The organism is Thermoclostridium caenicola, assembly GCF_900142095.1.
GTDB lineage: Bacteria > Bacillota > Clostridia > DSM-8532 > DSM-8532 > Thermoclostridium_A > Thermoclostridium_A caenicola.
This window is the reverse complement of sequence record NZ_FQZP01000039.1, coordinates 1-22702: the sequence shown is the minus strand read 5'-3', so window position 1 is coordinate 22702 and position 22702 is coordinate 1. Positions and strand designations below refer to the sequence as shown.

At 53.9% G+C, this 22702-nt stretch carries 22 protein-coding genes and 1 riboswitch; of the genes, 2 read left to right on the top strand and 20 right to left on the bottom strand.

Annotated elements, in window-relative coordinates; all coding sequences use genetic code 11:
* Positions 1–116: 116 nt before the first annotated feature.
* From lon to F3H12_RS09865, 8 genes are all read right to left on the bottom strand, one after another.
* Positions 117–2540, bottom strand: a complete 2424-nt coding sequence (gene lon / locus F3H12_RS09900; protein ID WP_149679161.1) for an endopeptidase La — start codon at positions 2538–2540, stop codon at positions 117–119.
* 346 nt (positions 2541–2886) lie between these two features.
* A complete protein-coding gene (tuf, locus tag F3H12_RS09895; protein ID WP_149679160.1) occupies positions 2887–4092 on the bottom strand; it encodes an elongation factor Tu in 1206 nt (401 codons plus the stop codon).
* 135 nt (positions 4093–4227) lie between these two features.
* Positions 4228–6309 carry an elongation factor G gene (gene fusA, locus F3H12_RS09890; RefSeq protein ID WP_149679159.1) on the bottom strand — a complete coding sequence of 694 codons (2082 nt, stop codon included), beginning with the start codon at positions 6307–6309 and terminating at the stop codon, positions 4228–4230.
* 48 nt (positions 6310–6357) lie between these two features.
* Entirely contained in the window at positions 6358–6828 is a 471-nt protein-coding gene (gene rpsG, locus F3H12_RS09885; protein WP_149679158.1) for a 30S ribosomal protein S7, read from the bottom strand.
* A gap of 268 nt (positions 6829–7096) precedes the next feature.
* On the bottom strand, positions 7097–7510 hold the full coding sequence (gene rpsL, locus F3H12_RS09880) for a 30S ribosomal protein S12 (RefSeq protein WP_149679157.1): 414 nt from the start codon (positions 7508–7510) through the stop codon (positions 7097–7099).
* A gap of 56 nt (positions 7511–7566) precedes the next feature.
* Entirely contained in the window at positions 7567–7824 is a 258-nt protein-coding gene (locus tag F3H12_RS09875) for a ribosomal L7Ae/L30e/S12e/Gadd45 family protein (protein WP_149679156.1), read from the bottom strand.
* A gap of 152 nt (positions 7825–7976) precedes the next feature.
* A complete protein-coding gene (locus F3H12_RS09870; protein ID WP_149679155.1) occupies positions 7977–8582 on the bottom strand; it encodes a class I SAM-dependent methyltransferase in 606 nt (201 codons plus the stop codon).
* A 27-nt stretch (positions 8583–8609) separates the two neighbouring features.
* Positions 8610–9497, bottom strand: coding sequence for an AraC family transcriptional regulator (locus tag F3H12_RS09865; protein WP_243133258.1), 888 nt, complete (start codon positions 9495–9497; stop codon positions 8610–8612).
* Positions 9498–9610: 113 nt separating this feature from the next.
* Between F3H12_RS09865 and F3H12_RS09860 the strand changes: the two genes are divergently transcribed.
* Entirely contained in the window at positions 9611–10990 is a 1380-nt protein-coding gene (locus tag F3H12_RS09860) for a GH1 family beta-glucosidase (protein ID WP_149679153.1), read from the top strand.
* 12 nt (positions 10991–11002) lie between these two features.
* Here the strand turns inward: F3H12_RS09860 and F3H12_RS09855 are convergent, their stop codons facing one another.
* The 9 genes from F3H12_RS09855 to F3H12_RS09810 all read right to left on the bottom strand — a co-directional run bounded on the left by F3H12_RS09855 (position 11003) and on the right by F3H12_RS09810 (position 19475).
* Positions 11003–11758 carry an ABC transporter ATP-binding protein gene (locus F3H12_RS09855; protein ID WP_149679152.1) on the bottom strand — a complete coding sequence of 252 codons (756 nt, stop codon included), beginning with the start codon at positions 11756–11758 and terminating at the stop codon, positions 11003–11005.
* A 43-nt stretch (positions 11759–11801) separates the two neighbouring features.
* Positions 11802–12878, bottom strand: a complete 1077-nt coding sequence (locus F3H12_RS09850; RefSeq protein ID WP_188118479.1) for a FecCD family ABC transporter permease — start codon at positions 12876–12878, stop codon at positions 11802–11804.
* A 58-nt stretch (positions 12879–12936) separates the two neighbouring features.
* On the bottom strand, positions 12937–13836 hold the full coding sequence (locus F3H12_RS09845) for an ABC transporter substrate-binding protein (RefSeq protein WP_149679150.1): 900 nt from the start codon (positions 13834–13836) through the stop codon (positions 12937–12939).
* A 147-nt stretch (positions 13837–13983) separates the two neighbouring features.
* Positions 13984–14171: riboswitch (cobalamin riboswitch) on the bottom strand.
* A gap of 139 nt (positions 14172–14310) precedes the next feature.
* Positions 14311–15939 (bottom strand): chaperonin GroEL, encoded by a 1629-nt coding sequence (groL, locus tag F3H12_RS09840; RefSeq protein ID WP_149679149.1) that lies wholly within the window; start codon positions 15937–15939, stop codon positions 14311–14313.
* A 16-nt stretch (positions 15940–15955) separates the two neighbouring features.
* Positions 15956–16228 (bottom strand): co-chaperone GroES, encoded by a 273-nt coding sequence (locus F3H12_RS09835; RefSeq protein ID WP_149679148.1) that lies wholly within the window; start codon positions 16226–16228, stop codon positions 15956–15958.
* A gap of 232 nt (positions 16229–16460) precedes the next feature.
* The gene (locus F3H12_RS09830) at positions 16461–17234 is read right to left on the bottom strand and encodes a type III pantothenate kinase (protein ID WP_149679167.1); all 774 of its coding nucleotides are present in this window, start codon (positions 17232–17234) and stop codon (positions 16461–16463) included.
* A 44-nt stretch (positions 17235–17278) separates the two neighbouring features.
* The gene (locus tag F3H12_RS09825; protein ID WP_149679147.1) at positions 17279–17713 is read right to left on the bottom strand and encodes a hypothetical protein; all 435 of its coding nucleotides are present in this window, start codon (positions 17711–17713) and stop codon (positions 17279–17281) included.
* Between the two features lie 111 nt (positions 17714–17824).
* Positions 17825–18793 (bottom strand): biotin--[acetyl-CoA-carboxylase] ligase, encoded by a 969-nt coding sequence (locus tag F3H12_RS09820; RefSeq protein WP_479694074.1) that lies wholly within the window; start codon positions 18791–18793, stop codon positions 17825–17827.
* A 64-nt stretch (positions 18794–18857) separates the two neighbouring features.
* On the bottom strand, positions 18858–19475 hold the full coding sequence (locus tag F3H12_RS09810) for a hypothetical protein (protein ID WP_149679145.1): 618 nt from the start codon (positions 19473–19475) through the stop codon (positions 18858–18860).
* A gap of 348 nt (positions 19476–19823) precedes the next feature.
* Here F3H12_RS09810 and F3H12_RS09805 point away from each other — a divergent pair, with 348 nt between their 5' ends.
* Positions 19824–20099 carry an HU family DNA-binding protein gene (locus F3H12_RS09805; RefSeq protein ID WP_149679144.1) on the top strand — a complete coding sequence of 92 codons (276 nt, stop codon included), beginning with the start codon at positions 19824–19826 and terminating at the stop codon, positions 20097–20099.
* Between the two features lie 67 nt (positions 20100–20166).
* On the opposite strand, the gene proB is transcribed toward F3H12_RS09805, so the two are convergent.
* The 3 genes from proB to F3H12_RS09790 all read right to left on the bottom strand — a co-directional run.
* Positions 20167–21003, bottom strand: coding sequence for a glutamate 5-kinase (gene proB, locus F3H12_RS09800; RefSeq protein WP_149679143.1), 837 nt, complete (start codon positions 21001–21003; stop codon positions 20167–20169).
* Between the two features lie 525 nt (positions 21004–21528).
* Positions 21529–22467, bottom strand: a complete 939-nt coding sequence (locus F3H12_RS09795) for a DUF3298 and DUF4163 domain-containing protein (protein ID WP_188118477.1) — start codon at positions 22465–22467, stop codon at positions 21529–21531.
* Between the two features lie 124 nt (positions 22468–22591).
* Positions 22592–22702, bottom strand: a 111-nt coding sequence (locus F3H12_RS09790; RefSeq protein WP_149677403.1) for a transposase, incomplete at its 5' end; no start/stop codon positions are given.

Genomic DNA, 22702 nt, shown 5'->3' with positions numbered 1-22702 from the left:
CTATGCATATAGCCTGTATTGACCGTTTTGAGTGCAAAAAGTGCAGGCTTTCGGTCAAAAAGCCTGCACCTATTATAGCACAATCTGTTTTATCCGGCGAAGGTTACCCCAAAAAATCAATGTTCAAGGCTTACGGCTGCTTCCTCGGCCGCCTTTTCCATACCGGGCATGCCTGCCGTTACTTTCTTGTGGCCGTCGGGCATGCGGACCAGGGCCAGTCTGAATACCTCATCCATATGGGATACGGGAATGAGCTTGATTTTGTCCCTGATGTTCTCGGGGATCTCCTCGATATCCTTCACATTGTCCTTGGGGATCAGCACCTTTTCTACTCCGGCCCGGTGGGCTGCAAGCACTTTTTCCTTCAGGCCGCCGATGGGCAGAATCCGTCCCCTTAAGGTGATCTCGCCGGTCATGGCAACGTTCTTCCTTACCGGAATACCCGAAAGCGCCGACATCATGGCGGTGGCCAGCGTAATGCCGGCCGACGGGCCATCCTTGGGTATAGCCCCCTCGGGCACATGGATGTGCATGTCATAGTGCTTGTGGAAGCTGGTGTCAAGCCCGTATTTTTCAGCAACCGAACGGATATAGCTCCGGGCGATGCGGGCGGATTCCTTCATCACTTCGCCCAGCTGGCCGGTGAGTTCCAGCATACCCTCGCCGGGCATGATGTTCACCTCGATGGCCATGGTATCACCGCCTACAGGCGTCCAGGCCAGGCCGCGCACAATGCCCACTTCATCCATCTCATTGGCCTTGTCGTACAGGTATTTCCTGCCGCCAAGGTAGTTTTTCACTGTTCCGGCCGTAACCCGGACCATCTTCTTTTCCCCGGAAACCAGGAGCTTGGCCGCCTTCCTCATGACGGTGGCAATGCTGCGTTCAAGATTTCTCACACCGGCTTCACGGGTATAGTGCACCACGATCTCCCGAACGGCGGATTCCTCGAAACGGACCTTTGACGCATCCAGCCCGTGAGCGGCCAGTTGCTTGGGGATCAGATGGCGTGTGGCAATGCAGACCTTTTCATCCTCGGTATATCCGGTGATGTCAATAACCTCCATCCTGTCGAGAAGGGGTCTCGGGATGGCTTCCTTGTAGTTGGCCGTTGTGATGAACATCACATCGGACAGGTCAAAGGGCAGTTCCAGGTAGTGATCCCTGAAATCCTTGTTCTGCTCGGTATCAAGAACCTCCAGAAGGGCAGCAGCCGGATCTCCCCTGAAATCGCTGGACATCTTATCGATCTCGTCCAGCAGGATCAGCGGATTGCTGGAACCGGCCTGCCTGAGCGCACTGATGATGCGCCCGGGCATGGAGCCCACATAGGTTCTCCTATGGCCCCGGATTTCGGCTTCGTCCCTCACGCCGCCCAGCGACATCCGCACATAGTTCCGGTTGAGGGCCTCGGCAATGGATCGGGCAATGGACGTTTTGCCGACTCCCGGAGGTCCGGCCAGACAGATGATGGGACCGTGGAGACCGTTACGGAGTTTTCTCACCGACAGATATTCCAGTATCCTTTCCTTGACCTTGGTCAGACCATAGTGATCCCTGTCCAGGATCTCGGCAGCATACTGCAGATCCAGGCGTTCCTCGGTTTTCCTGTTCCAGGGGAGCTCCAGGATGGTATCCAGGTATGTTCGGATGACCCCGCTCTCAGCCGATGTGGAATGCATGCGGGAAAAACGGTCCACTTCCTTCAGGGCCTTTTCCCTCACCTCTTCGGGAAGGTTCGCCTGGCTGATCTTCTCCCGGTATTCCTCCACTTCGGTGAGGACACCTTCAGATTCACCCAATTCCCTCTGGATGGCCTTGAGCTGTTCCCTCAGATAGTACTCCCTCTGGTTCTTGTCGATCTGCTGTCTGACCTTGTTGCTGATGTTCTTCTCTATTTCAAGAATCTCGTTTTCATTGACAAGGATGTCCAGCAGCCGCTCCAGTCTCCGCTTGGGGGATAACTCCTCCAGCACGCTCTGCTTGAGATCGAGGGCTATGGACAGGTTGGATGCAATCACATCCGGCAAGCGGGTCAAATCGTCAATAGCCGTTATGGAGAGGGATGCGTCGGGCGATATCTTGCCGGAGAGCTTGGCATACTGCTCGAAATGCTCCACCACCTGCCGTGCCAGGGCCTGGATGTCGGTCTTTCCGCTGCGGATGGAATAGACCTTGACCGGCCTGATCCTGGCCAGGTAATAAGGTTCGGTCTGGACGATTCCAACCAGCTTGGCGCGTCCGATGCCCTCAACCAGCACGCGGATAGTGTCGCCGGGAAGCCTCAGAAGCTGCTTGATCCTGGCGATGGTGCCGCAGGTATAAATATCCTCCGGAGTCGGATCCTCAATGCTGGGATCCTTCTGGGCAACAAGAAAGATAAGCTGCTCTTCGAGCATGGCTTCCTCTATGGCCTTGATGGACTTGGTCCGGCCTACGTCGAAGTGCAGTATCATATGCGGATAAACGACGATTCCTCTCAGCGGAAGAAGCGGCATGAGTCTGATTTTATTGTTTCTGTCATTAACCCTGTCTGCCATGCAGTATCATCCTTTCATTGCCGCAAGGCTTCCTGCCCCTTGGCACAACCTAATTATAAAGGGCAATACCCTCTATTTCAAATGTTTCTTTTGCCAAATCAGGACCTGCAGGCAAAGCGCCGGCCGAGCCGCCTTGGGTAGTTGGCATCAGAGCATCTTGATAAATATCTTCCCACCCGACAGGTTCCGGAAACAGGCAGCCGGCCATATGATACCAGTTGGTATGGAACAGAAATGCCGGGAGGGCATCCGGGTTGTCCCGGCTCCGTCTTCCCGGCCATGCAAAAAGGAGGAGACCGAAATCTCCTCCTTTGCAGTAATCCCTGTTTGGTTCAGCGTGCACCGCTTATTCGATAATATCGGCAACAACGCCTGCACCAACCGTACGGCCACCCTCACGGATAGCGAAGGTAAGACCCTTCTCCATAGCGATGGGGGTGATCAGTTCAACGGTCAGTGTGGTTCTGTCGCCAGGCATGCACATCTCAACGCCATCGGGCAGCTTGATGTTGCCAGTAACGTCGGTGGTTCTGAAGTAGAACTGGGGTCTGTAACCGGAGAAGAAGGGCTTGGAACGGCCGCCTTCTGCAGCGGTCAGAACGTAAACCTCAGCGGTGAACTTGGTGTGAGGAGTGATGGAGCCGGGCTTTGCAAGAACCTGGCCTCTCTCGATTTCTGTCCTCTGGATACCGCGGAGCAGGGCACCGATGTTGTCGCCGGCAACAGCCTGATCCAGAAGCTTTCTGAACATTTCAACACCGGTAACGGTGGTCTTTCTGGCTTCGTCGGTGAGACCAACGATCTCAACTTCGTCACCAACCTTGAGGGTACCTCTCTCAACCCTACCGGTAGCAACGGTACCACGACCGGTGATGGAGAAGACGTCCTCAACAGGCATCAGGAAGGGCAGGTCGACGGAACGCTGAGGAGTAGGAATGTATTCGTCAACAGCCTTCATGAGCTCGAAAATGGGAGCATAAGCGGGATCGCTGGGATCCTTGGAGGCGCATTCCAGAGCCTGGAGAGCGGAACCCCTGATGATGGGGATCTCATCGCCGGGATAGTTGTACTGGCTGAGCAGGTCACGAAGCTCCATCTCAACAAGCTCGATGAGCTCTTCGTCGTCAACCATATCGCACTTGTTCAGGAACACAACGATTCTCGGCACGCCAACCTGGTGAGCGAGCAGGATGTGCTCACGGGTCTGAGGCATGGGACCGTCAGCAGCGGAAACAACGAGGATAGCACCGTCCATCTGGGCAGCACCGGTGATCATGTTCTTAACGTAGTCAGCGTGTCCGGGGCAGTCCACATGGGCATAGTGACGGTTTTCGGTCTGATACTCAACGTGAGAGGTGTTGATGGTGATACCTCTTTCCTTTTCCTCGGGAGCAGAGTCGATCTGGTTATAGTCCTTTACCACAATGGATGTGTCCGTAAGGGCCAGAGTCTTGGTAATAGCAGCGGTAAGGGTGGTCTTGCCATGGTCGACGTGCCCAATGGTACCAATGTTTACATGCGGTTTTGTGCGTTCAAATTTAGCCTTTCCCATTTCTTAAATAAACCTCCTTCATTGAATCGCTGATGATTCATGATTATATAATTTTTAACATATTAATTCAATACTTTGAGCTTTTCGGAAATACCGCTCCGGCCTCTTACCCGAAGGGTTCCGCCAAATCAATGCTCAGTCGCCTGCCTTGCGGCCTTCCACAATCTTTTCCTGCATGGCCTTGGGCACTTCAGCATAGTGCGAAGGTTCCATGCTGTATGTGGCGCGGCCCTGGGTCTTGGAACGCAGGTCTGTTGCGTAGCCGAACATTTCCGACAGGGGCACGAAGGCGCGCACGTTGTGTCCGCCGCCACGGGGTTCCATGCCGTCGATGCGTCCGCGGCGGGCGTTCAGATCGCCGATAACATCGCCGAGATACTCGTCGGGAGTCTGGACATCCACGCGCATGATGGGTTCAAGCAGCACCGGATCGGCTTTCTTCATGGCTTCCTTGAAGGCGATTGAACCGGCAATCTTGAAGGCCATTTCGGATGAGTCAACCTCATGGTATGACCCGTCGAAAACGGTAGCCTTCACGTCGATAACCGGATAACCCGCAACGACACCGTTGTTCATGGCATCACGAATACCCGCGTCAACGGCAGGAATGTATTCCTTCGGGATCACGCCGCCGACGATCTTGTTGACGAATTCATAGCCCTTGCCGGGTTCCAGGGGCTCCAGTTCGATCCAGCAGTGACCGTACTGACCCTTACCGCCGGACTGGCGGACAAACTTACCTTCAGCCTTGACGGCTTTACGGATGGTTTCCTTGTAGGATACCTGGGGCTTGCCCACATTGGCCTCGACCTTGAACTCACGGAGCAGGCGGTCCACAATGATCTCCAGGTGGAGCTCACCCATACCCGCGATAATGGTCTGTCCGGTTTCTGGATCGGAATAAACCCTGAAGGTGGGATCTTCCTCGGCCAGCTTCTGCAGGGCAAGGCTCATCTTCTCCTGACCGGCCTTGGTCTTGGGCTCAATGGCAACGTTGATAACCGGTTCGGGGAATTCCATGGATTCCAGGATGATGGGCGCGTTTTCGGTACACAGGGTGTCGCCTGTGGTAGTGAACTTCAGACCGACGGCTGCCGCAATGTCTCCGGCGTATACCCTATCCACTTCCTGGCGATGGTTGGCGTGCATCAGCAGGATACGGCCAATCCTTTCGCGCTTGTCTTTCGTGGAGTTGTATACATAGGAGCCTGAATCCAGGGTTCCGGAGTACACGCGGAAGAATGCCAGCTTGCCGACAAAGGGGTCGGTCATAATCTTGAAAGCCAGAGCTGAAAACGGCGCGTCATCATTGGTTTCCCTTATGTCTTCCTCATCGGTGCCGAGCTTCACGCCTTTAACCGGCGGAATGTCCAGCGGTGACGGCAGGTAGTCCACAACGCAGTCCAACAGTTTCTGTACGCCCTTGTTCCTGTAGGATGAACCACAGGTCACCGGAACCATGATGTTGGCGATGGTCGCCTTCCTGATGCCCGTCTTGATTTCCTCTTCGGTGAGTTCTTCTCCTCCGAGGTACTTTTCAAGCAGGGTCTCATCCAGTTCGGCAACGGCCTCGATCATCTTCAGGCGGTACTCGTCCACCATTTCCTTCATATGATCCGGCACATCCACCTCGTCAATCTGCTTGCCCAGATCATCCCGGTAATAGTAGGCCTTGTTCTTAACAAGGTCCACAATGCCCTCGAAATGATCTTCCTTGCCGATTGGAAGCTGGATGGGCACCGCATTGGCATGCAGCCTGTCCTTCATCATCTGGACGCAGTTAAAGAAATCCGCGCCCATGATGTCCATCTTATTGACGTAGGCCAGACGGGGCACGCCGTACTTGTCGGCCTGTCTCCAGACGGTTTCCGACTGGGGTTCCACGCCGCCCTTGGCGCAGAATACGGTTACCGCACCATCGAGCACGCGAAGGGAACGCTCAACCTCAACCGTAAAGTCAACATGTCCGGGTGTATCAATGATGTTAATTCTGCAATGCTTCCAGAAAGCGGTGGTGGCGGCGGAGGTAATGGTGATGCCTCTTTCCTGTTCCTGTTCCATCCAGTCCATGGTGGCGGAGCCTTCATGGGTTTCGCCGAGTTTATGTGAACGTCCGGTATAAAATAGAATTCTTTCTGTGGTGGTGGTTTTTCCTGCATCGATGTGTGCCATGATACCGATGTTCCTTGTGTTTTCAAGGCTGTATTCTCTGGGCATCGATCTCCTCCTTTCGATTAGTAGCGCGTTTGTTGCTGCATAGAACCATTACCACCTGTAATGTGCAAATGCCTTGTTGGCTTCCGCCATCTTATGGGTATCTTCCTTCTTCTTGACAGCGCCGCCCATATTGTTGATCGCATCCAGCAGTTCGGCAGCAAGCCTTTCCTTCATGGTACGCTCGCTTCTCTTTCTGGCGTTGTCAACAATCCAGCGCAGTCCAAGCGCCTGCCTTCTATCAGGTCTGACCTCAATGGGAACCTGGTAGGTAGCACCGCCCACACGGCGCGGCTTAACTTCCAGCACAGGCATAACGTTATTCAGAGCCTGTTCAAAGACTTCAAGGGGATCCTTGCCAGTCTTCTCCCTGATGATGTCGAAGGCGCCGTAGCAGATCTTCTGCGCGATACCCTTCTTGCCGTCCAGCATCAGCTTGTTGATAAGCTTTGTGACTTTCTTGTCGTTGTAGATGGGATCGGCAAGCACGTCTCTCTTAGGTACATGTCCTCTTCTTGGCACTATTCTTCCCTCCTTTTCATGATAACTGCGGGTGTTCACCCGGTATCACAGGTACTCGTCCCGGATGCATCCGGGTACGTCAGTGCGCTCGTTGATTAAGACATAAATATAGGTTCGGCGTGCCCGCGCAGCCATTGTAGGCCGTGTTCGCCCAAAATGACCCGCATGCGCCCAACCAGGCGGAAAGCCAAACCATATATATGTTAACAACGTTATCGCACGTCGATTCGTCCTGTATTCAAACAGAATTGGGTGAGTTGAAGAATTCTTACTTCTTCGCTCTCTTGGCACCGTACTTGGAACGGCCCTGCTTGCGGTTTGCCACACCGGCGGTATCAAGTGTTCCTCTGATGATGTGATACCTTACACCAGGAAGGTCCTTGACACGGCCGCCTCTGATAAGAACAACGCTGTGTTCCTGCAGGTTATGGCCAATACCGGGAATGTAGGCAGTTACTTCGATGCCGTTGGTCAGGCGAACCCTTGCAACCTTACGAAGAGCTGAATTCGGCTTCTTCGGCGTAACGGTCTTAACTACCGTGCAAACCCCTCTCTTCTGCGGGCTGCTCAGCTTGATGGGCTTCTTCTTCAGCGTGTTGAAACCCACCTGAAGAGCCGGCGCGGTTGATTTGTAGGTCACCTTCTGCCTGTTCTTCCTTACCAGTTGGTTAAACGTTGGCATGCATTTTCACCTCCTGCTTTCCTGATTCATGGAATTTAAAAATTAACGATTAAACGTTAATTCCCTTTTTGCTCTGCCAAAACACCGACCACTGAGGCCCCCACGTCGATTCCTGCAGCCTTTCCAAGCTGTTTCATGGAATCGGCCATATGAATGGGTATGCCTTTTTCCTCGCAGTACTGCTTGAGCTGGCCGACCACGCGCAAATCCGCATCGCTTGCGACGATCAGGCATTCCAGCCTGTTCTCCTCAGCCGCTTTTCGGGTCTCCTTGATGCCGACGACCCTGTTCCTGCGTTTTAAGCCATCAAGCATGATTTACGCCTCCGGATTGGGATAAAATTGGCAACAACACAAAAGCATGCAAACAGGCACGTTCGCACGCTAAAATATTGTATCACCGCACATATTTTATTGTCAAGCAGGATTTATCGGCCTTAGACAGCCCTGCCCGGTTCAGCTCTGGATCAATCCGTCCTGACCGATCGGTAGACGCGGATGCCCCCGCTTTTTACCACATCCTCCACGTTGCCAAAGGTTTCCTCCATCATCCTTTTCAGGGTCTCGCCGCCCTTGTTGTGGTAGGCCACAAGCTGGAGGGCTCCCCCGGGGTAGAGGTGCCGGGCCGCTTCCTCAATGAGGCGTGAAGTGACCGCCTTCCCGGCAGCCAGTGGGGGATTGGATACGATGTCGCCATATTGCCGATCCCCTGTTTCGTTGTACAGATCGCTTTTCAGGATACGGACATGGAGGTTGTTGAGATCCGCGTTTTTGGCGGCATAGGCCACCGCCCGCTCGTTGATGTCCAGGGCGGTTACATCCAGATGGGGATACCGCGCCTTGATGAACAGGGCTATGGGACCGTATCCGCAGCCCACATCCAGGACGGAGGGATGTACGCCCGAGGGTTTGAAATGGGCAATCAACAGTTCGGAAGCCTTGTCCACCCTGCTGCCAAAGGCAAAAACACCGCTCACCGACACAAATGTTAGGGTATTCCCCGCAATCCGCCAGTCGAAGCGGGATTCCCTGATCTCGGACTGGGGTTTTTCGGTATAATAATGTTCCGACATCTCATCGCCACCTTCATGGTCATCTTTTCATTCCTGTTCCACCGGATAGGTATAGGCTACCCTGAACGCGCTGGGCGTTATGCCTGAATAGCGCCTGAACACATATGAGAAATAGGCCACATTGTCAAAGCCGCATTTTAAGGAAATATCCGCGATGGTATCGCAGGTGGTGGCCAGCAGTTCCCTGGCCTTGTTCATCTTTTTGGATATGATGAACGCGTTGGGCGTCATCCCCATGGTCTTTGTGAACACCCGGTGAAAATAATTGGGGCTCATGCCGGCTACCGCGGCCAAATCCTTCAGAAGGATCTTTTTCGAGATATTCTGCTCCACATACTCGGCCACATGCCTTAACACCGTCCGGTAGGCCGAACCGTCCCCCAGGCCGCCCACCGGGCGGATGGCCTCCCTGGATATTCTGCACAAAAGCTCCAGGCAATAACCCTTCAGGAGCGTCTCCGATTCAGGGCCCGGATTGATGTATTCCTTGAGGATCGCATCAAACAGCACCGAATACTGTTCAAAAGCCGTCGCCTTGATGACCGGGGGAATGCGATCCAGGGCGGGACAGGTATAAAACTGCTGGTATGCCTGAGGCCTGTTGAAGTCGTAGGTGGCCGAATCCTTGCCGGTATTGTCCATGATATCCAGGATGACCGCGTAGCAGGTATAGGGCAGAACGGCCTTGGTGGTCTGTCCGGGCTTCCGGAAAATGATATCCCCCTTTGCAACAGGGTAGTACACCTTATCTATGTACATCCCGCCCGCGCTGTAGGTGATCAGTTCGATTTCATAATCATAGATGGTTCGTTCCCTCAGCTCGTGGCGCTTTCCGTATTTTTTGCCATCCAAATAGTAATAGGCCTTCAAAACGCGGGGAATGATCTGACTGAACGCTATGGGCACACCCTGCATGACTGTCACCACATCATCATAAGATTTCTATATCATCATCAAGATTTTTAGTTAACAAATGCTGGTGAATCCAGTATACTAAAAGTAATAATTTGATACAAGGTGGAGATCGCATGTCACGTTCACATTTTCCCCCCGATTTTGTCTGGGGAGTTGCCGCAGCGTCCTACCAGATAGAGGGCGCTGCCTATGAAGGCCTGAAAGGGCCCAGCGTATGGGATGAATTCGTCAAAAAGGAAGGCGCCATTGCCAATCGCGACACAGGGGATACGGCCTGTGACCATTTCCACCGGTACGAGGAAGACGTGGCCATCATGTCGGAACTGGGATACCCGGTTTACCGGCTGTCCATCAACTGGCCCCGGGTGATTCCCACCGGCACCGGAAAGGTATACACAGAAGGTCTGGATTTCTATGACCGGCTGATAGACACCCTGCTGGCCAAAAACATTACCCCCTATGTGACCCTCTTCCACTGGGAGTATCCGCAGGCGCTCCAGGAGAAGGGCGGATGGCTCAACCCCGACAGCCCCAAATGGTTTGCCGAGTTCACGCAAGTGATTGTGGACAAGCTGTCCGACAGGGTACACAACTGGATCACCATCAATGAGCCCCAGTGCTTCCTGGTGCTGGGCCATTATGACGGCGTCCATGCCCCGGGGCTCAAGATGCCGGTAAAGGACATCCTGGCCATGGCGCACCATGTCTTCATCGCCCACGGGGAAGCGGTGAAGGTCATTCGCAGCAGCGCCAGGACCAAACCCCACATCGGGCTTGCCATGGTGGGCTCTACATTCATCCCCTTCACCGACACGCCGGAAGATATTGAAGCGGCCAGGCAGGCTCTCTTTGGGTTCCACGGCAGGTCCGAGGGCCTGTGGAGTGCCGGTCTCTGGTTTGATCCCATGCTCCTTGGAAAGTATCCGGAGGCTTACTACCGGGCCTACGGGGATCAGATCCCGGATATCCGTCCCGAGGATCTTCAGACCATGGCTCAGCCCATCGATTTTCTGGGACTCAACATCTATACCTCTCCGCAGGTGCGCAAGGGTCCCGGCGGGCAGCCAGAAATCGTTCCCTACAAAACAGGCATGCCCAGAGCCCATAACGGATGGCCGGTCACGCCCAAAAGCCTTTACTGGGGACCGCGCTTCTACTATGAGCGCTACAAACTCCCCATCTATATCACTGAAAACGGACTCGCCAACCAGGATTGGGTTTCCCTGGACGGAAAAGTACATGATCCCCAGCGGATCGATTATCTGCGCCGTTATCTTCTGGAACTGGATCGTGCCATCGCAGACGGCGTAAATGTGAAAGGCTATCTCCAGTGGTCCATCCTGGACAACTTCGAATGGGCTGAAGGCTACGACAAGCGTTTCGGTCTGATTTACGTGGATTTTGAAACCCAGAAGCGGACTGTCAAGGATTCCGCCCGGTGGTATGCCAACGTGATTAAAACCAACGGAGAGGCATTGTTCGAAGGGATATAGTTCCCTTACAGGTCATGTCCATTGCTTCAGGAGGTCCGTCATCCACTGGGCCACATCCACCGAGTAAATCGCCTTGAGATTGTCCCGGTTCAGGACCTGGCGGACATCGCCCTGGGCATACGCCCTCCCTTGATGCATGAGAAGCGCCCGGGTTCCGTAACACAAAGCGGTGTTGAGATCGTGGACCACCGCCAGCACCGCTTTGCCCGGGGCTTTTGACCATTCCCGGATAATATCGAACAGGGTAATCTGGTACTTGATATCCAGGTGGTTGGCCGGCTCGTCCAGGATGAGAAGGCTCGGATCCTGCGCCAGGACCTGCGCCAGAAACACCCTCTGCAGTTCACCGCCCGAGAGGGTCAGCACCGATTGATCCGCCATCCGGTCCAGGCCTGTCATGGCAAGGGCCTTTTGGATCATCTCCCTGTCCTCCCGTCCCAATGCACCAAACATGCCCTTCATGTGGGCATAACGGCCCAGGCTGACCACCTCATACACCGTGTGGGGAAACTGGGGCTGATGCTCCTGGGCCAGCACCCCAATCAAGGAAGCCAGGGCTTTTGGGCGGATGGACAGGATATCGCGCCCGTTCAGGAGCACCCGTCCCCGGTACTTATGGATGCGCATGATGGCCTTGATCAGGGTACTTTTCCCGGCACCGTTGGGGCCCACCAGCATGAAGAAGTCGTTCTCATCCACGCGGAGGGAAACCCCGTCCACTATGGTCTTATGGTTCAGATGAACGCTCACATCCTGAATATCCAGCATCTCTTTTCCCGTCCATCCTTTCAAACAACGCTATCACAAAGGCTTACCCGTGCCAGGCCTTCCTGCCCGGCCGGTTGTTGTAGCGATAGAAGATGACAATGAAGATTACCGCGCCTGCAAAAGAGGTCACCACGCCCACAGGGAACTCCTCCGGGCTCAGCAGCGTTCGCGACAACAGATCGGTCAGGACCATGAAGATTCCACCGAAAATCAGGGATGCGGGCAAAAGCCTTCTGTGGTCCGGCCCCGTGATCATCCTGGTGATATGGGGCACCACGAGGCCCACAAAGCCAATGGTGCCGCTGACCGAAACCGAAACCCCGATGAGGCAGGCCGTCAGGACCAATAAAACCAGCTTGACGGTTCTGGTATCCACGCCGATATAGCGCGCCTGCTCCTCGCCCAGGGAAAAGGCGTTCAGCTCTTTTGAAAAGGCGATCATGGCCAGGCTCCCCAAAAAGAAGACAGGAGCCATCAGCATCACGTGTTCCCATCCCTTCCCGGAAAAGGAGCCCATGGACCAGAATACCACCTGCTTCAGGCTTTCGCCCGAAAGCACCACCAGAAGACTGGTGATGCTCCCTGCCAGCATAGAGAAGATCACACCGGTCAGGATGATGGTATTGGTGGAAAGGCTCCGGTCTATCCTGTAGGTCAGCGTCAGGATGAAGATCAGGGACAGGAAGGAAGCGGCAATGCTGCTTAAGGCAAGCCCCAGCCCGGGGAAAAAGCTGAGGCGCAGGCCCAATACGATGGACAGAACGGCGCCCAGCGCTCCGCCCGAGGAGACACCCAGGGTTGAACCATCAGCGAGAGGATTCTTCAGCAGGCTTTGCATCACGGCTCCCGCCAGGGACAGGGCGCCGCCCGTCATGGCAGCAAGCAGCACCCGCGGCAGGCGCACCATGGCAATGATGGTCTCGGTACCGCTCTGTATCCCTTCCAGGTCCCCTATCCCGAAGAGATACCTGAGCAGGATGTTCCAGGTATCGGACAGGGATACCCGGACGCTTCCCAGGGAAACGGCGATGAACAAAACGCCTGCGAAAAGTATGCAGCTTAACGGATAAACCCACAAGCTCCTTGCCTTCTTCATGAGCCTGCCTCTTGTGTCCTGCAAAAATACTTCCCCCTTACGGTCATCTCCGCAGCCCGCCAACGGCTTAAAGCCCATCATGTCACTCCGTGATTTGCATCAGTTCCTCTGCGGCATCCACCAGCCTGGGCCCGGGCCTGCTCAGCATGTCCGCGTCCAGCATATAGACACGGCCTTCCTTGACAGCGGTGATCTCCGACCAGTTGGAACGCCCCATGATCTCACCCACCGGGTCTTCAATCCCGGTCAGCGGGCTTAACGTGGTGACGATGACATCCGGATTCCTTTCAATGACCTGCTCTTCCGAAACGGCGCTCCAGCCGGTGACATCTTCAAAGACGTTCTTTGCCCCGATTATGTCCAGAAGCTCCTGCACAAAGGTCTCCCTGCCGCAGGACCACAGGCCGTACTGGAGCGGGGACACCTCGATATACACACTTTTGGGCGCCCTGTCCCGGACCTTTTCCTTCAGGGACGCAAAACTCTCCTGCATGCTGCTGACCAGCTTATCCGCTTCCCCGGCCTTCCCTACAGCTTGTCCGATCAGTTTGATCATCTCATAGGTCTCATTCAGGGTATTGGCCTCTGTGACAATCGCCTTGATGCCGGCCTGTTCCAACTGGGTGATCTGATCTTCCATAGCGTTCATTTTGCTTAAGAACACCACATCGGGATCCAGTGCGACAAGGGTTTCCACATTCAGCTTCTCGCCGGTGGGAATCTGCTGCTTGCTCAAAGCCTCCTCAGGATAGTTGCAGTATTCGCTCACGGCGACGATTTGCTCCCCGACACCCAGGGCATAGAGGATCTCCGTATTGGCCGGGCTTAAGGAAACAATGGAACGGGGAGCGGCATCCAGGCTGACTTCAACCCCCCTGCTGTCCACAAGCTTAATTTTCTGATCCCCGGCAGAGCCCCGGCCGCAGCCGGCAAAGGACACGACCAGCATCATGATCAGGATGTACGACAGGATTCTTTTCATGAAAAAAACACCTCCAAAGATTTGAATCTTCAAACAGGTGTTTCTTCAAGGTAAGGCCTATTCAGCAAAAAACCCGCTTTCTTCAAGCGGGCAGGATCGTGCGCACAATCCATTCAACAAGCCTTTCAGAGCTTGCTCTTTACCCAGAAGAAACCAAACATGGCGGCAGGTCTCCCGACTTGGCTTCATCCTCGAACGGCACCTTCCCAGATCAACGATCCAGTGGCATACGCCGTCTTGTCAGCTTCACGGTTGCTGGGACAGTGCGGGCTTTTCACCCGCTTCCCTCTGCTTCTGCGCAGGCATTTTCATGCACCGCCACGCATTATTTGATTGTGTTTTTAATTATAAGCCTTTTGTCTTTCCGGTGCAAGGTACCGGAGAAAGGGAAACGCCCGCCGGAACAATCCGGACGAGCGCTTCCCTGGTAAACTCTTTACCGGAGATTGCATCTGAAATAAATCGCTTACCCGATTACATCATGCCGGCCATTCCGCCGCCCATGCCTGCCGCAGCCGGATCGGGCTTTTCAGGCTTGTCGGCTACAAGGCTCTCGGTGGTCAGAACCATGGATGCAATGGAAGCGGCATTCTGGAGAGCGGAACGTGTAACCTTGGCAGGATCCACGATACCGGCCTCGATCATGTTGACATACTGCTCATTGAGGGCATCGAAGCCAATACCGGGCTCGCTGTTGCGTACTTTTTCGAGGATAACCGAACCCTCAAGACCTGCGTTGGCCGCAATCTGTCTGATGGGTTCCTCCAGAGCACGCAGAACGATCTGGGCGCCGGTCTTCTCATCGCCGGACAGGGTATCCAGCAGCGCCTTAACCTTAGGCTGAACGTTGATGAAGGCCGTACCGCCGCCGGAAACAATGCCTTCTTCGACAGCAGCCCTGGTCGCAGCCAGAGCGTCCTCGATACGCAGTTTCTTTTCCTTCATCTCGGTCTCGGTAGCTGCACCCACCTGGATGACGGCTACGCCGCCGGCAAGCTTGGCAAGCCTTTCCTGGAGCTTCTCCCTGTCGAAGTCGGAGGTTGTCTCCTCGATCTGAGCCTTAATGGAGGCAATCCTGTCCTTAATCTTCTTCTGGTCGCCCTTACCGCCGACGATGATGGTGTTCTCCTTCTGGACAACGACCTTTTCAGCACGGCCGAGCATGGAGAGCTTGGCTTCCTTGAGGTCGAGGCCCAGTTCCTGGGTGATAACCTGACCGCCGGTCAGGATGGCGATATCCTCCAGCATGGCCTTCCTTCTGTCGCCAAAGCCGGGAGCCTTTACGGCAACGCTGGTGAAGGTGCCGCGGAGCTTGTTGACGATCAGCGTGGACAGGGCTTCGCCTTCCACATCCTCAGCAATGATAACCAGCTTCTTGCCCTGCTGAACGATCTGCTCAAGGATGGGCAGAAGTTCCTGAACATTGGAAAGCTTCTTGTCGGTGATGAGGATGTAGGGCTCCTCCAGCACAGCTTCCATCTTCTCGGTATCGGTGACCATGTATGCAGAAACATAGCCGCGATCGAACTGCATACCTTCCACAACTTCCAGGTTGGTCCCCATGGTCTTGGATTCCTCAACGGTGATGACACCGTCGTTGGAAACCTTCTCCATGGCTTCCGCAATCAATTCACCGATGGCGTCGTCATTAGCGGAAATGGAAGCGACGCGGGCAATGTCCTTCTTGCCCTTAACCTTCTGGGAGATTTCCTGAATTCCGGAAACGGCAGCGTCCACTGCCTTCTGGATACCTCTCTTGAGGATCATGGGATTGGCGCCAGCTGCCACATTCTTCAGACCCTCACGGATCATGGCCTGGGCAAGAACGGTAGCGGTGGTGGTACCGTCACCGGCCACATCGTTGGTCTTGGTAGCGACTTCCTTGACCAGCTGGGCACCCATGTTTTCAAAGGGATCTTCCAGTTCGATTTCCTTTGCGATGGTTACGCCATCATTGGTAATGAGCGGGGAACCGAATTTCTTGTCCAATACAACATTTCTTCCCTTGGGACCTAATGTGATCTTTACTGTATTGGCAAGCTTGTTGACTCCGTTTTCTAACGCTCTTCTTGCTTCTTCACCGAATTTGATGTCTTTTGCCATTATTCCCGCCTCCTCTTTATTCCACTATCGCAAGGATGTCACCCTGCTTGACAATGGTATATTCTTCGCCATCAATCTTCACTTCGGTTCCGGCATACTTGCTGATGAGAACCTTATCTCCTACCTTTACTTCCATCTTGACCTCTTCAGTGCCGGGACCAACAGCCTTCACTTCGGCAACCTGGGGTTTTTCCTTGGCTGAACCGGGCAGAACAATGCCACTCTTTGTGGTTTCTTCGGCTTCCAGCATCTTGATAACGACTCTGTCTGCCAGTGGTTTGATGTTCATGTATTCACCCTCCTTGTATTTTTTCCCGAGTCATTTGAACGGGTTATAAACTTATTAGCACTCAACCCGGTTGAGTGCTAATACAATATTAAACAATTTCATTCCTCGAATCAAACAATCATAATTTTAGAATTCCATTGAATACCAGCAATTATTCCTCACTATTCAAATATATCTCGCATTTGCTTGTGATTTCTCTTCAATTCTTTGGTTTTAGCCATATCTCACAGGGTTAACCTGGAAAATTCATCTCATAGATCACCTGAAGCCCTTCCAATGTCAGGAACGGATGCACCTCGTCAATGGTCCTTGATTCCGAGGCGATGAGCCTGGCCATTCCTCCTGTTGCCACAACCTTGATGCCTTCCTCCCCCATCTCCTGTTTCATCAGGCTGACGATGTGGTCCACCTGTCCCACATAGCCGTGGACAATACCGGACTGCATGCTGGTGACGATGTTTCTTCCGATAACATGCTTCGGCTTCAGGATCTCGATGCGGGGCAGCTTGGAGGCTTTCTCAAAAAGGGCTTCGGCGGAAATCTTCATGCCCGGACAGATCACGCCGCCCAGGTAGTCCCGCCTGGAATTGACGGCGCAAAAGGTGGTCGCGGTGCCGAAATCAACAATGATAACCGGTCCGCCGTAGCGTCTGATGGCGCCGGCGGCATTGGCGATCTTGTCCGAACCGACCTCCCGCGGGTTTTCGTACTTGATGTTGATGCCAGTCTTTATGCCGGGCTCAACCAGGATGGGCTTCTTCTCCATGTACTTGATGATGGCGCTGGACATGGCATGCATAACGGGAGGCACAACCGTGCACATGATCACATCCGAAAGCATTTCAGGACCGAGCCCGGCATGCTTCAGCACCGACAGCAGGAACATGCCGATTTCGTCCGAAGTGCGTTCCTTGCTGGTGGACATGCGCCAGTTCCCGATCAATGTCCGCCCCTGAAAGACCCCGATGGCTGTGTAGGTATTCCCAACATCAATGGCAAGAAGCATACCCATTCAAACCTCTCCACGCTGAAGCCCGGTGCGGGTTCCCTCTACAGGCCCAGCTTGATACTCCTGATCTGTTTGATCTCAAACTGGATGTCCTTTTCAATCTGCTCGATATCAGCCCGGATATCTTCCAGCGTCTCTTCCCGCTTGGTCCTGGCAGAGCGGTTGTAAGGCTCATGGTGGGACCGGTTGTTGCTTCTCCCGTGCCTGCCCTGCTGTCCATGGCGATGCTCCGACTTCTCCTTTGGCTGATTGTCCTGGGCTGCCTTCTCGGAGTATTTCTGAGGTTCCTTGCCCTTCGCGGCTGCCGCAGCCTGTCCGTTGTTCTGGCCGCGGTTCCTGTTGCCGCCGATTCGAATGGAAACCTTTTTATCCTGCCCGTTGTTCTGCTGAACCTTGCTCTGACCGTTTCCCCTGTTTTCCGGTTTGCGGTTGTTCTGATTCTCGCTGGGCTTATTCTGATTGCTCTGGTTTTCCATAACTACCTCCCATTCCATGTCCTGCTCCGGGGCTGGTGTCAAAGCTGATCCACATTATCATACAACAATTCCTTCAAAGGTTGAAGCCCCAGTTTTCCGCTTTTGGGATAATCATTCATAGCGAAGGCTGATTTCTCCCGAAAAGACCTCGCGGGTGCTGCCGTCCTCCAGCTGCACCACCAGCCGCCCGTCCTCTCCCACGTCCAGGGCCAGCGCCGGCACGGTTTCCTGCCCATGGATGAGCTCAACCCTCTTGCCGAGGGTAACGGAGCGTTCCTTCCATTCGGCGAGCATGGCCTCGGGTCCGTTCCTGACAAAGCCTTCATAGACCGGCTCAAACTGGTTGAGGATTTCCGCAGCCAGCCAGGTGCGATCCAATACCGCTCCCCGCACCAGGTGCTGGCTGAGGGATGTGGCCTTGCTTCGCAGTTCCTCCGGAAAATCGTCGGGTTTAAAGTGCGTATTAAGGCCCATTCCCACGATCACCCACGCCACTTTTTCCACTTCGGCCGAAAGCTCGGTCAGGATGCCGCAGGCCTTTCTGCCGGCAACCAGGATATCATTGGGCCACTTGATGCCGGGTTTCTCCGCAAGAACGGGCTCAATGGCCCGGCAAACCGCAACGGCCGCGGCCAGCGTGATAGACTGGACCCGGCTCGGGTGGATATCCGGCCTGAGCAGGACCGACATCCAGATGCCCTTGTCGGCCGTTGAAGCCCATTCCCTTCCGAGCCGCCCCCGGCCTTTTGTCTGTTCATTGGCGATGACGACCGTGCCATGGGGCGCGCCGGCATTGGCAAGGGCTTTCATAACATTATTGGTAGATTCCACAGACTGACGGAAATGCAGTTCCCGTCCCAGGTATTCCGTCCTGAGCAGGCTTTGTATGCCCGACTTTCCATAGCATGTCTCACGGGAAAGCAGGCGATAGCCCTTTCTTGTGGTAGCTTCGATAAGATACCCTTCCTTCTTCAGGGCCGCAATCCTCTTCCATACGGCTGTTCTGGAAATGTTCAGGGTTTTGCTGATATGCTCTCCCGATATATAGCCGTCCCCGGCAGAGGCCAGCAGGGCAAGAATATCGCTGTTGTGAACCGATTCGTTGTAGTTTGCGTTCTTCCTGTTGATAATAACGCCTCCATCATCAGGGGGTTCTGGTGACTATGTACGCGTCGGTTTCCGGCTCCACAAAGACTGTAAGCCCCAGATCCCGGTTTTCTATGCGCCGCATGCCTCCCATGGACTCCAGGTAGCGGCAATAGGCGTATACCAGCGTGTTTCCCGAATCCTGGCGCTCCTGCTCAATGCTCTCCAGCAGGTTGCCCAGGTACAGGGTCTCCGAGTTTTCAAACAGGACCGGGGTATCCTGCACTTTTCCGGTGACTTCAATCTGGTCAGGCAGGATGGAAGTAAAGACAAGGCATTCCGGATTTCTGAACGTGCCGAAACGATATTCGGAGAGCGGTACCAGCGTCCGCAGGTAACGCGCCATCAGGGACGGCTCGGAGAGACCCATCCGATAGAGATCGGCATCACCCACCCGGCACTCGGCAGCATCCAGTTCAAGCCTGATACAGCGGTAGGCTGGATCCCTGGATTTCCCGGGATCATCCCAGGGATTGATCAACGCGCGCAGAGCCTTGCGGCGCCCGTGGGGTTCGCCGAAATCCAGCTCGCGGTCATACCACTGGGAAAGCTTGATGCCGCAATCGACGATGTCGCTGACGCTGTCTGCCGGCACGTAAAAGTACAGAACTGACATATGCCAAGCCCTCCATATTTTTTGTCCGTTTGCGACCACAAATGCCTGAAAATAGCCGGAAAATCCCCTTTGCTGCATTCATTATATAATTTTTTTCAGGGATAATCAAACTTGTGCGCCTTTCGGCAGCATTTCCTGAGCCTGCCCGTCCCGATCGGTTCCCCGCGCCGACGCCCGGAAGCATCTGTACGAACCTTTTTTCGGCGTTTGAGAGCGGATGCATTTGCCGCAATCAGGTTTTTAAGCGCGTTTTGACCCCGGCTTTTTGGGAAACGTGCATAAATCCTTGACTTTATCAAAAACGCGTTATAAAATGATGACGAAATTTTGTGCAGGAGGTAATTCCTAATGAATAAGGCTGAACTCATAAGCGCTGTAGCCCAGAAATCCGGTCTTACCAAGAAGGATAGCGAAACTGCTATCGACGCTTTCATGTCAGTTGTTGAAGAAACACTGGCCAAGCAGGAGAAGGTTGTTCTTGTCGGATTTGGTACTTTTGAGGTAAAGGCCAGGGCCGCAAGGAAGGGCCGCAACCCTCAGACCAAGGAAGAAATCACCATCCCTGCTTCCAAGGCTCCTGTTTTCAAGGCAGGCAAGGCGCTTAAGGATAAGGTTAACGGCTAATCATCCATTCGGAAGCAGTAAAATGAAAAGAGGCCCGTTATGCGAGGCCTCTTTTTTGTGTCTTTTTTCATACGGCTGCAGCGTCATCCTGCTTTTTTTCCTTCCGCAAAAACAGGGTGCCGATATCCTCGCCTTTCAGGATATCGAGGATCACGACGGGGTTCGCACCGTTGGCAATCACCATGTTGACGCCGGCTTCCGTGGCGATCTTTGCAGCGCTCAGCTTGGTGATCATACCCCCGGTACCCCTGCTGGTACCTTTGCCACCAGCATAGCTGAGCACGGTGTCATCTATATTCTCCACAATGGATATCAGGCGGCATTCCTTGCTCTTGCCAGGATTCTTGTCATACAGCCCGTCCACATCCGACAGGATGATCAGCAAATCCGCCGATACCAGCTTGGCCACCACGGCCGACAAGGTGTCATTGTCTCCGAACATGTTCAGGTGCTGGATCTCATCCACCGATACCGTATCGTTTTCATTGACGATGGGAAGAACACCGAATTCCATCAGGCTGTTGAAGGTGTTCATGACATTGAGCCGTTTGACATCATCATCCAGATCGGTCTTGGTCAGCAGGACCTGGGCAACGGTATGGTTGTAGGCCGCAAAAAGCCGGCTGTAGATGTTCATCAGCTCGCACTGGCCCACGGCCGCAAGAGCCTGCTTCATGCCCATGACATCCGGCCGCTTCCTGAGATTGAACTTTCCCATCCCTACGCCGATGGCTCCGGATGACACCAGGATGACTTCCTTGTTCTCGTTCATCAGTTCCGCAATGGTCATCGCCAGCCGATCCATCCGGATCAGGTTCATCTTTCCGTTTTCATGGGTCAGCGTTGACGTGCCGACCTTGATCACAATCCGCTTGGCGGATTTCAGTATCTCTCTGTGCTGCATCCTCAACACCTCATCAAGTTATCGGAAAAAGCGCATCTGTTATTTACACAAAACCCCGTACAGGCTTCCACATCCCCCGGCTGTGAGGCTTTTGGGAAATAACCTCCGCCCAGGGCGCCCGATTTCGGCTCCAGAAAAGGACAAGGTCATCAAAAAACACACCGGGTTCGACAGAACCCCCGGTCTTTCATCCCCTGGTCAAACCCATATATCGAGCCGTTTTTCGCATGCCGGAAGGCATGCTTTACACCCCTTGGTGAATAATATATGATAGTCATGCCATAGATTGACGGGCCAGACTAACACCTAACCCCCCGGTGGTTTGGCCTTTTTTTTTTTACTTAAAACGTTAAGCCCAATTATAATCTTTATCGCCAAACAATTCAATCGGTGGTTTTCATAATTTTTGCCGTCCCATGGCCCCTGGCGGGCCGGGATACTCAAGAGCAGCCCAAAACAGGTTGAACATCCTCCCGCGGCACAAAAAAAACCGGAAGGCTCACCTTCCGGTTCCTTGTGCTCGCTTCAGTTGAAGGCTCTCCAGAAATCGCCCTCCGTATCAATGAGATCCATGATCTCGGAATAAGGGATATAAAACTCCGGCATGCCGGCCGCGTAGGGAGCGATTTCATATTCATCAAAATAGATGAGCAGCCCCTCATCTTCCAGGTGAAAGCGCTGCAACTGTTCCGGTTGCACTTCATCCTCGAAATACTTGCCCCGTTCTTCCGCCATGGCTTCGGAGACCTTCCCGCTCAGCCGCTTCCTGGCTTCCGCCGGCGATTTGAACAGATCGTCCAGCGTATAAACCTTTCCGTTCCGGATATTGACATACACGTTGTCCCAGGTATGACCGCCGTGGGCGCCAAACCAGTACTCGTATTCAAGTAAATCGATATGCATCAGGTCTTTTTTAATCTGTACCGTACTGTAGACCTCCACGATGGGGAAGAAATAGGGGTCTTCGGGATCAGGCCGGAAACGCCAGAATCCTTTGGCTTTCTCTTCGATAACCCGGTTCAGTTCATCCTGAAGCCCGGTATCCGACATTCCCTCAAGAACCGGGTAAGTGATGAAGGAATGTTCGTGGGGATACCAGGTAACCGTCCGGGATCTCACGCCGCCCTCCAGCAGGGAAAGATCCTGGTCCTTCATAAGGATGTTTCCCGCCCGGTCTGCCACCGTCAGATGACCGTTTATGGTTCCCCGCAGCAGAGGGCCGTCGGCCAGCATGAGCCCCCGGCCCTGGAACGCCGGCATATCGGCCGGTTGGTTCAGGTCGGCATCCAGATAGTAAATCCTGCTGCCGTCACTGACACAGGTATAGCGCGCATCAAAGTCTTCCGCCTCCAGGAAGATCCAGTCGGTATGCCTTTGCAGATCCCGACTGAAGAGGGCTTTTTTGCTGTAATAAGTCCTTGTACCGATTGTATCAGACTCAGGTAAAATTGTAACCCTCTGCATTCGGCGGACAGCATCAAAAAAAGGTTCTACGTCAATTGTTGGGGTGGAACTAGTAAAATGAAGTAGCTTATGCTTTGTTGGCAGATGATCAATTTTGGTCATCTGCCAATTTTGAATATAAGAGCTAAGCCATAACATGAAGTATCCTGTTTCTGAACCTTGTGAAATTTCTTATCCCATAGGCATTTCGTTTGATCACTTTAATCTTGTTGTTGACACCTTCCGTGAAACCATT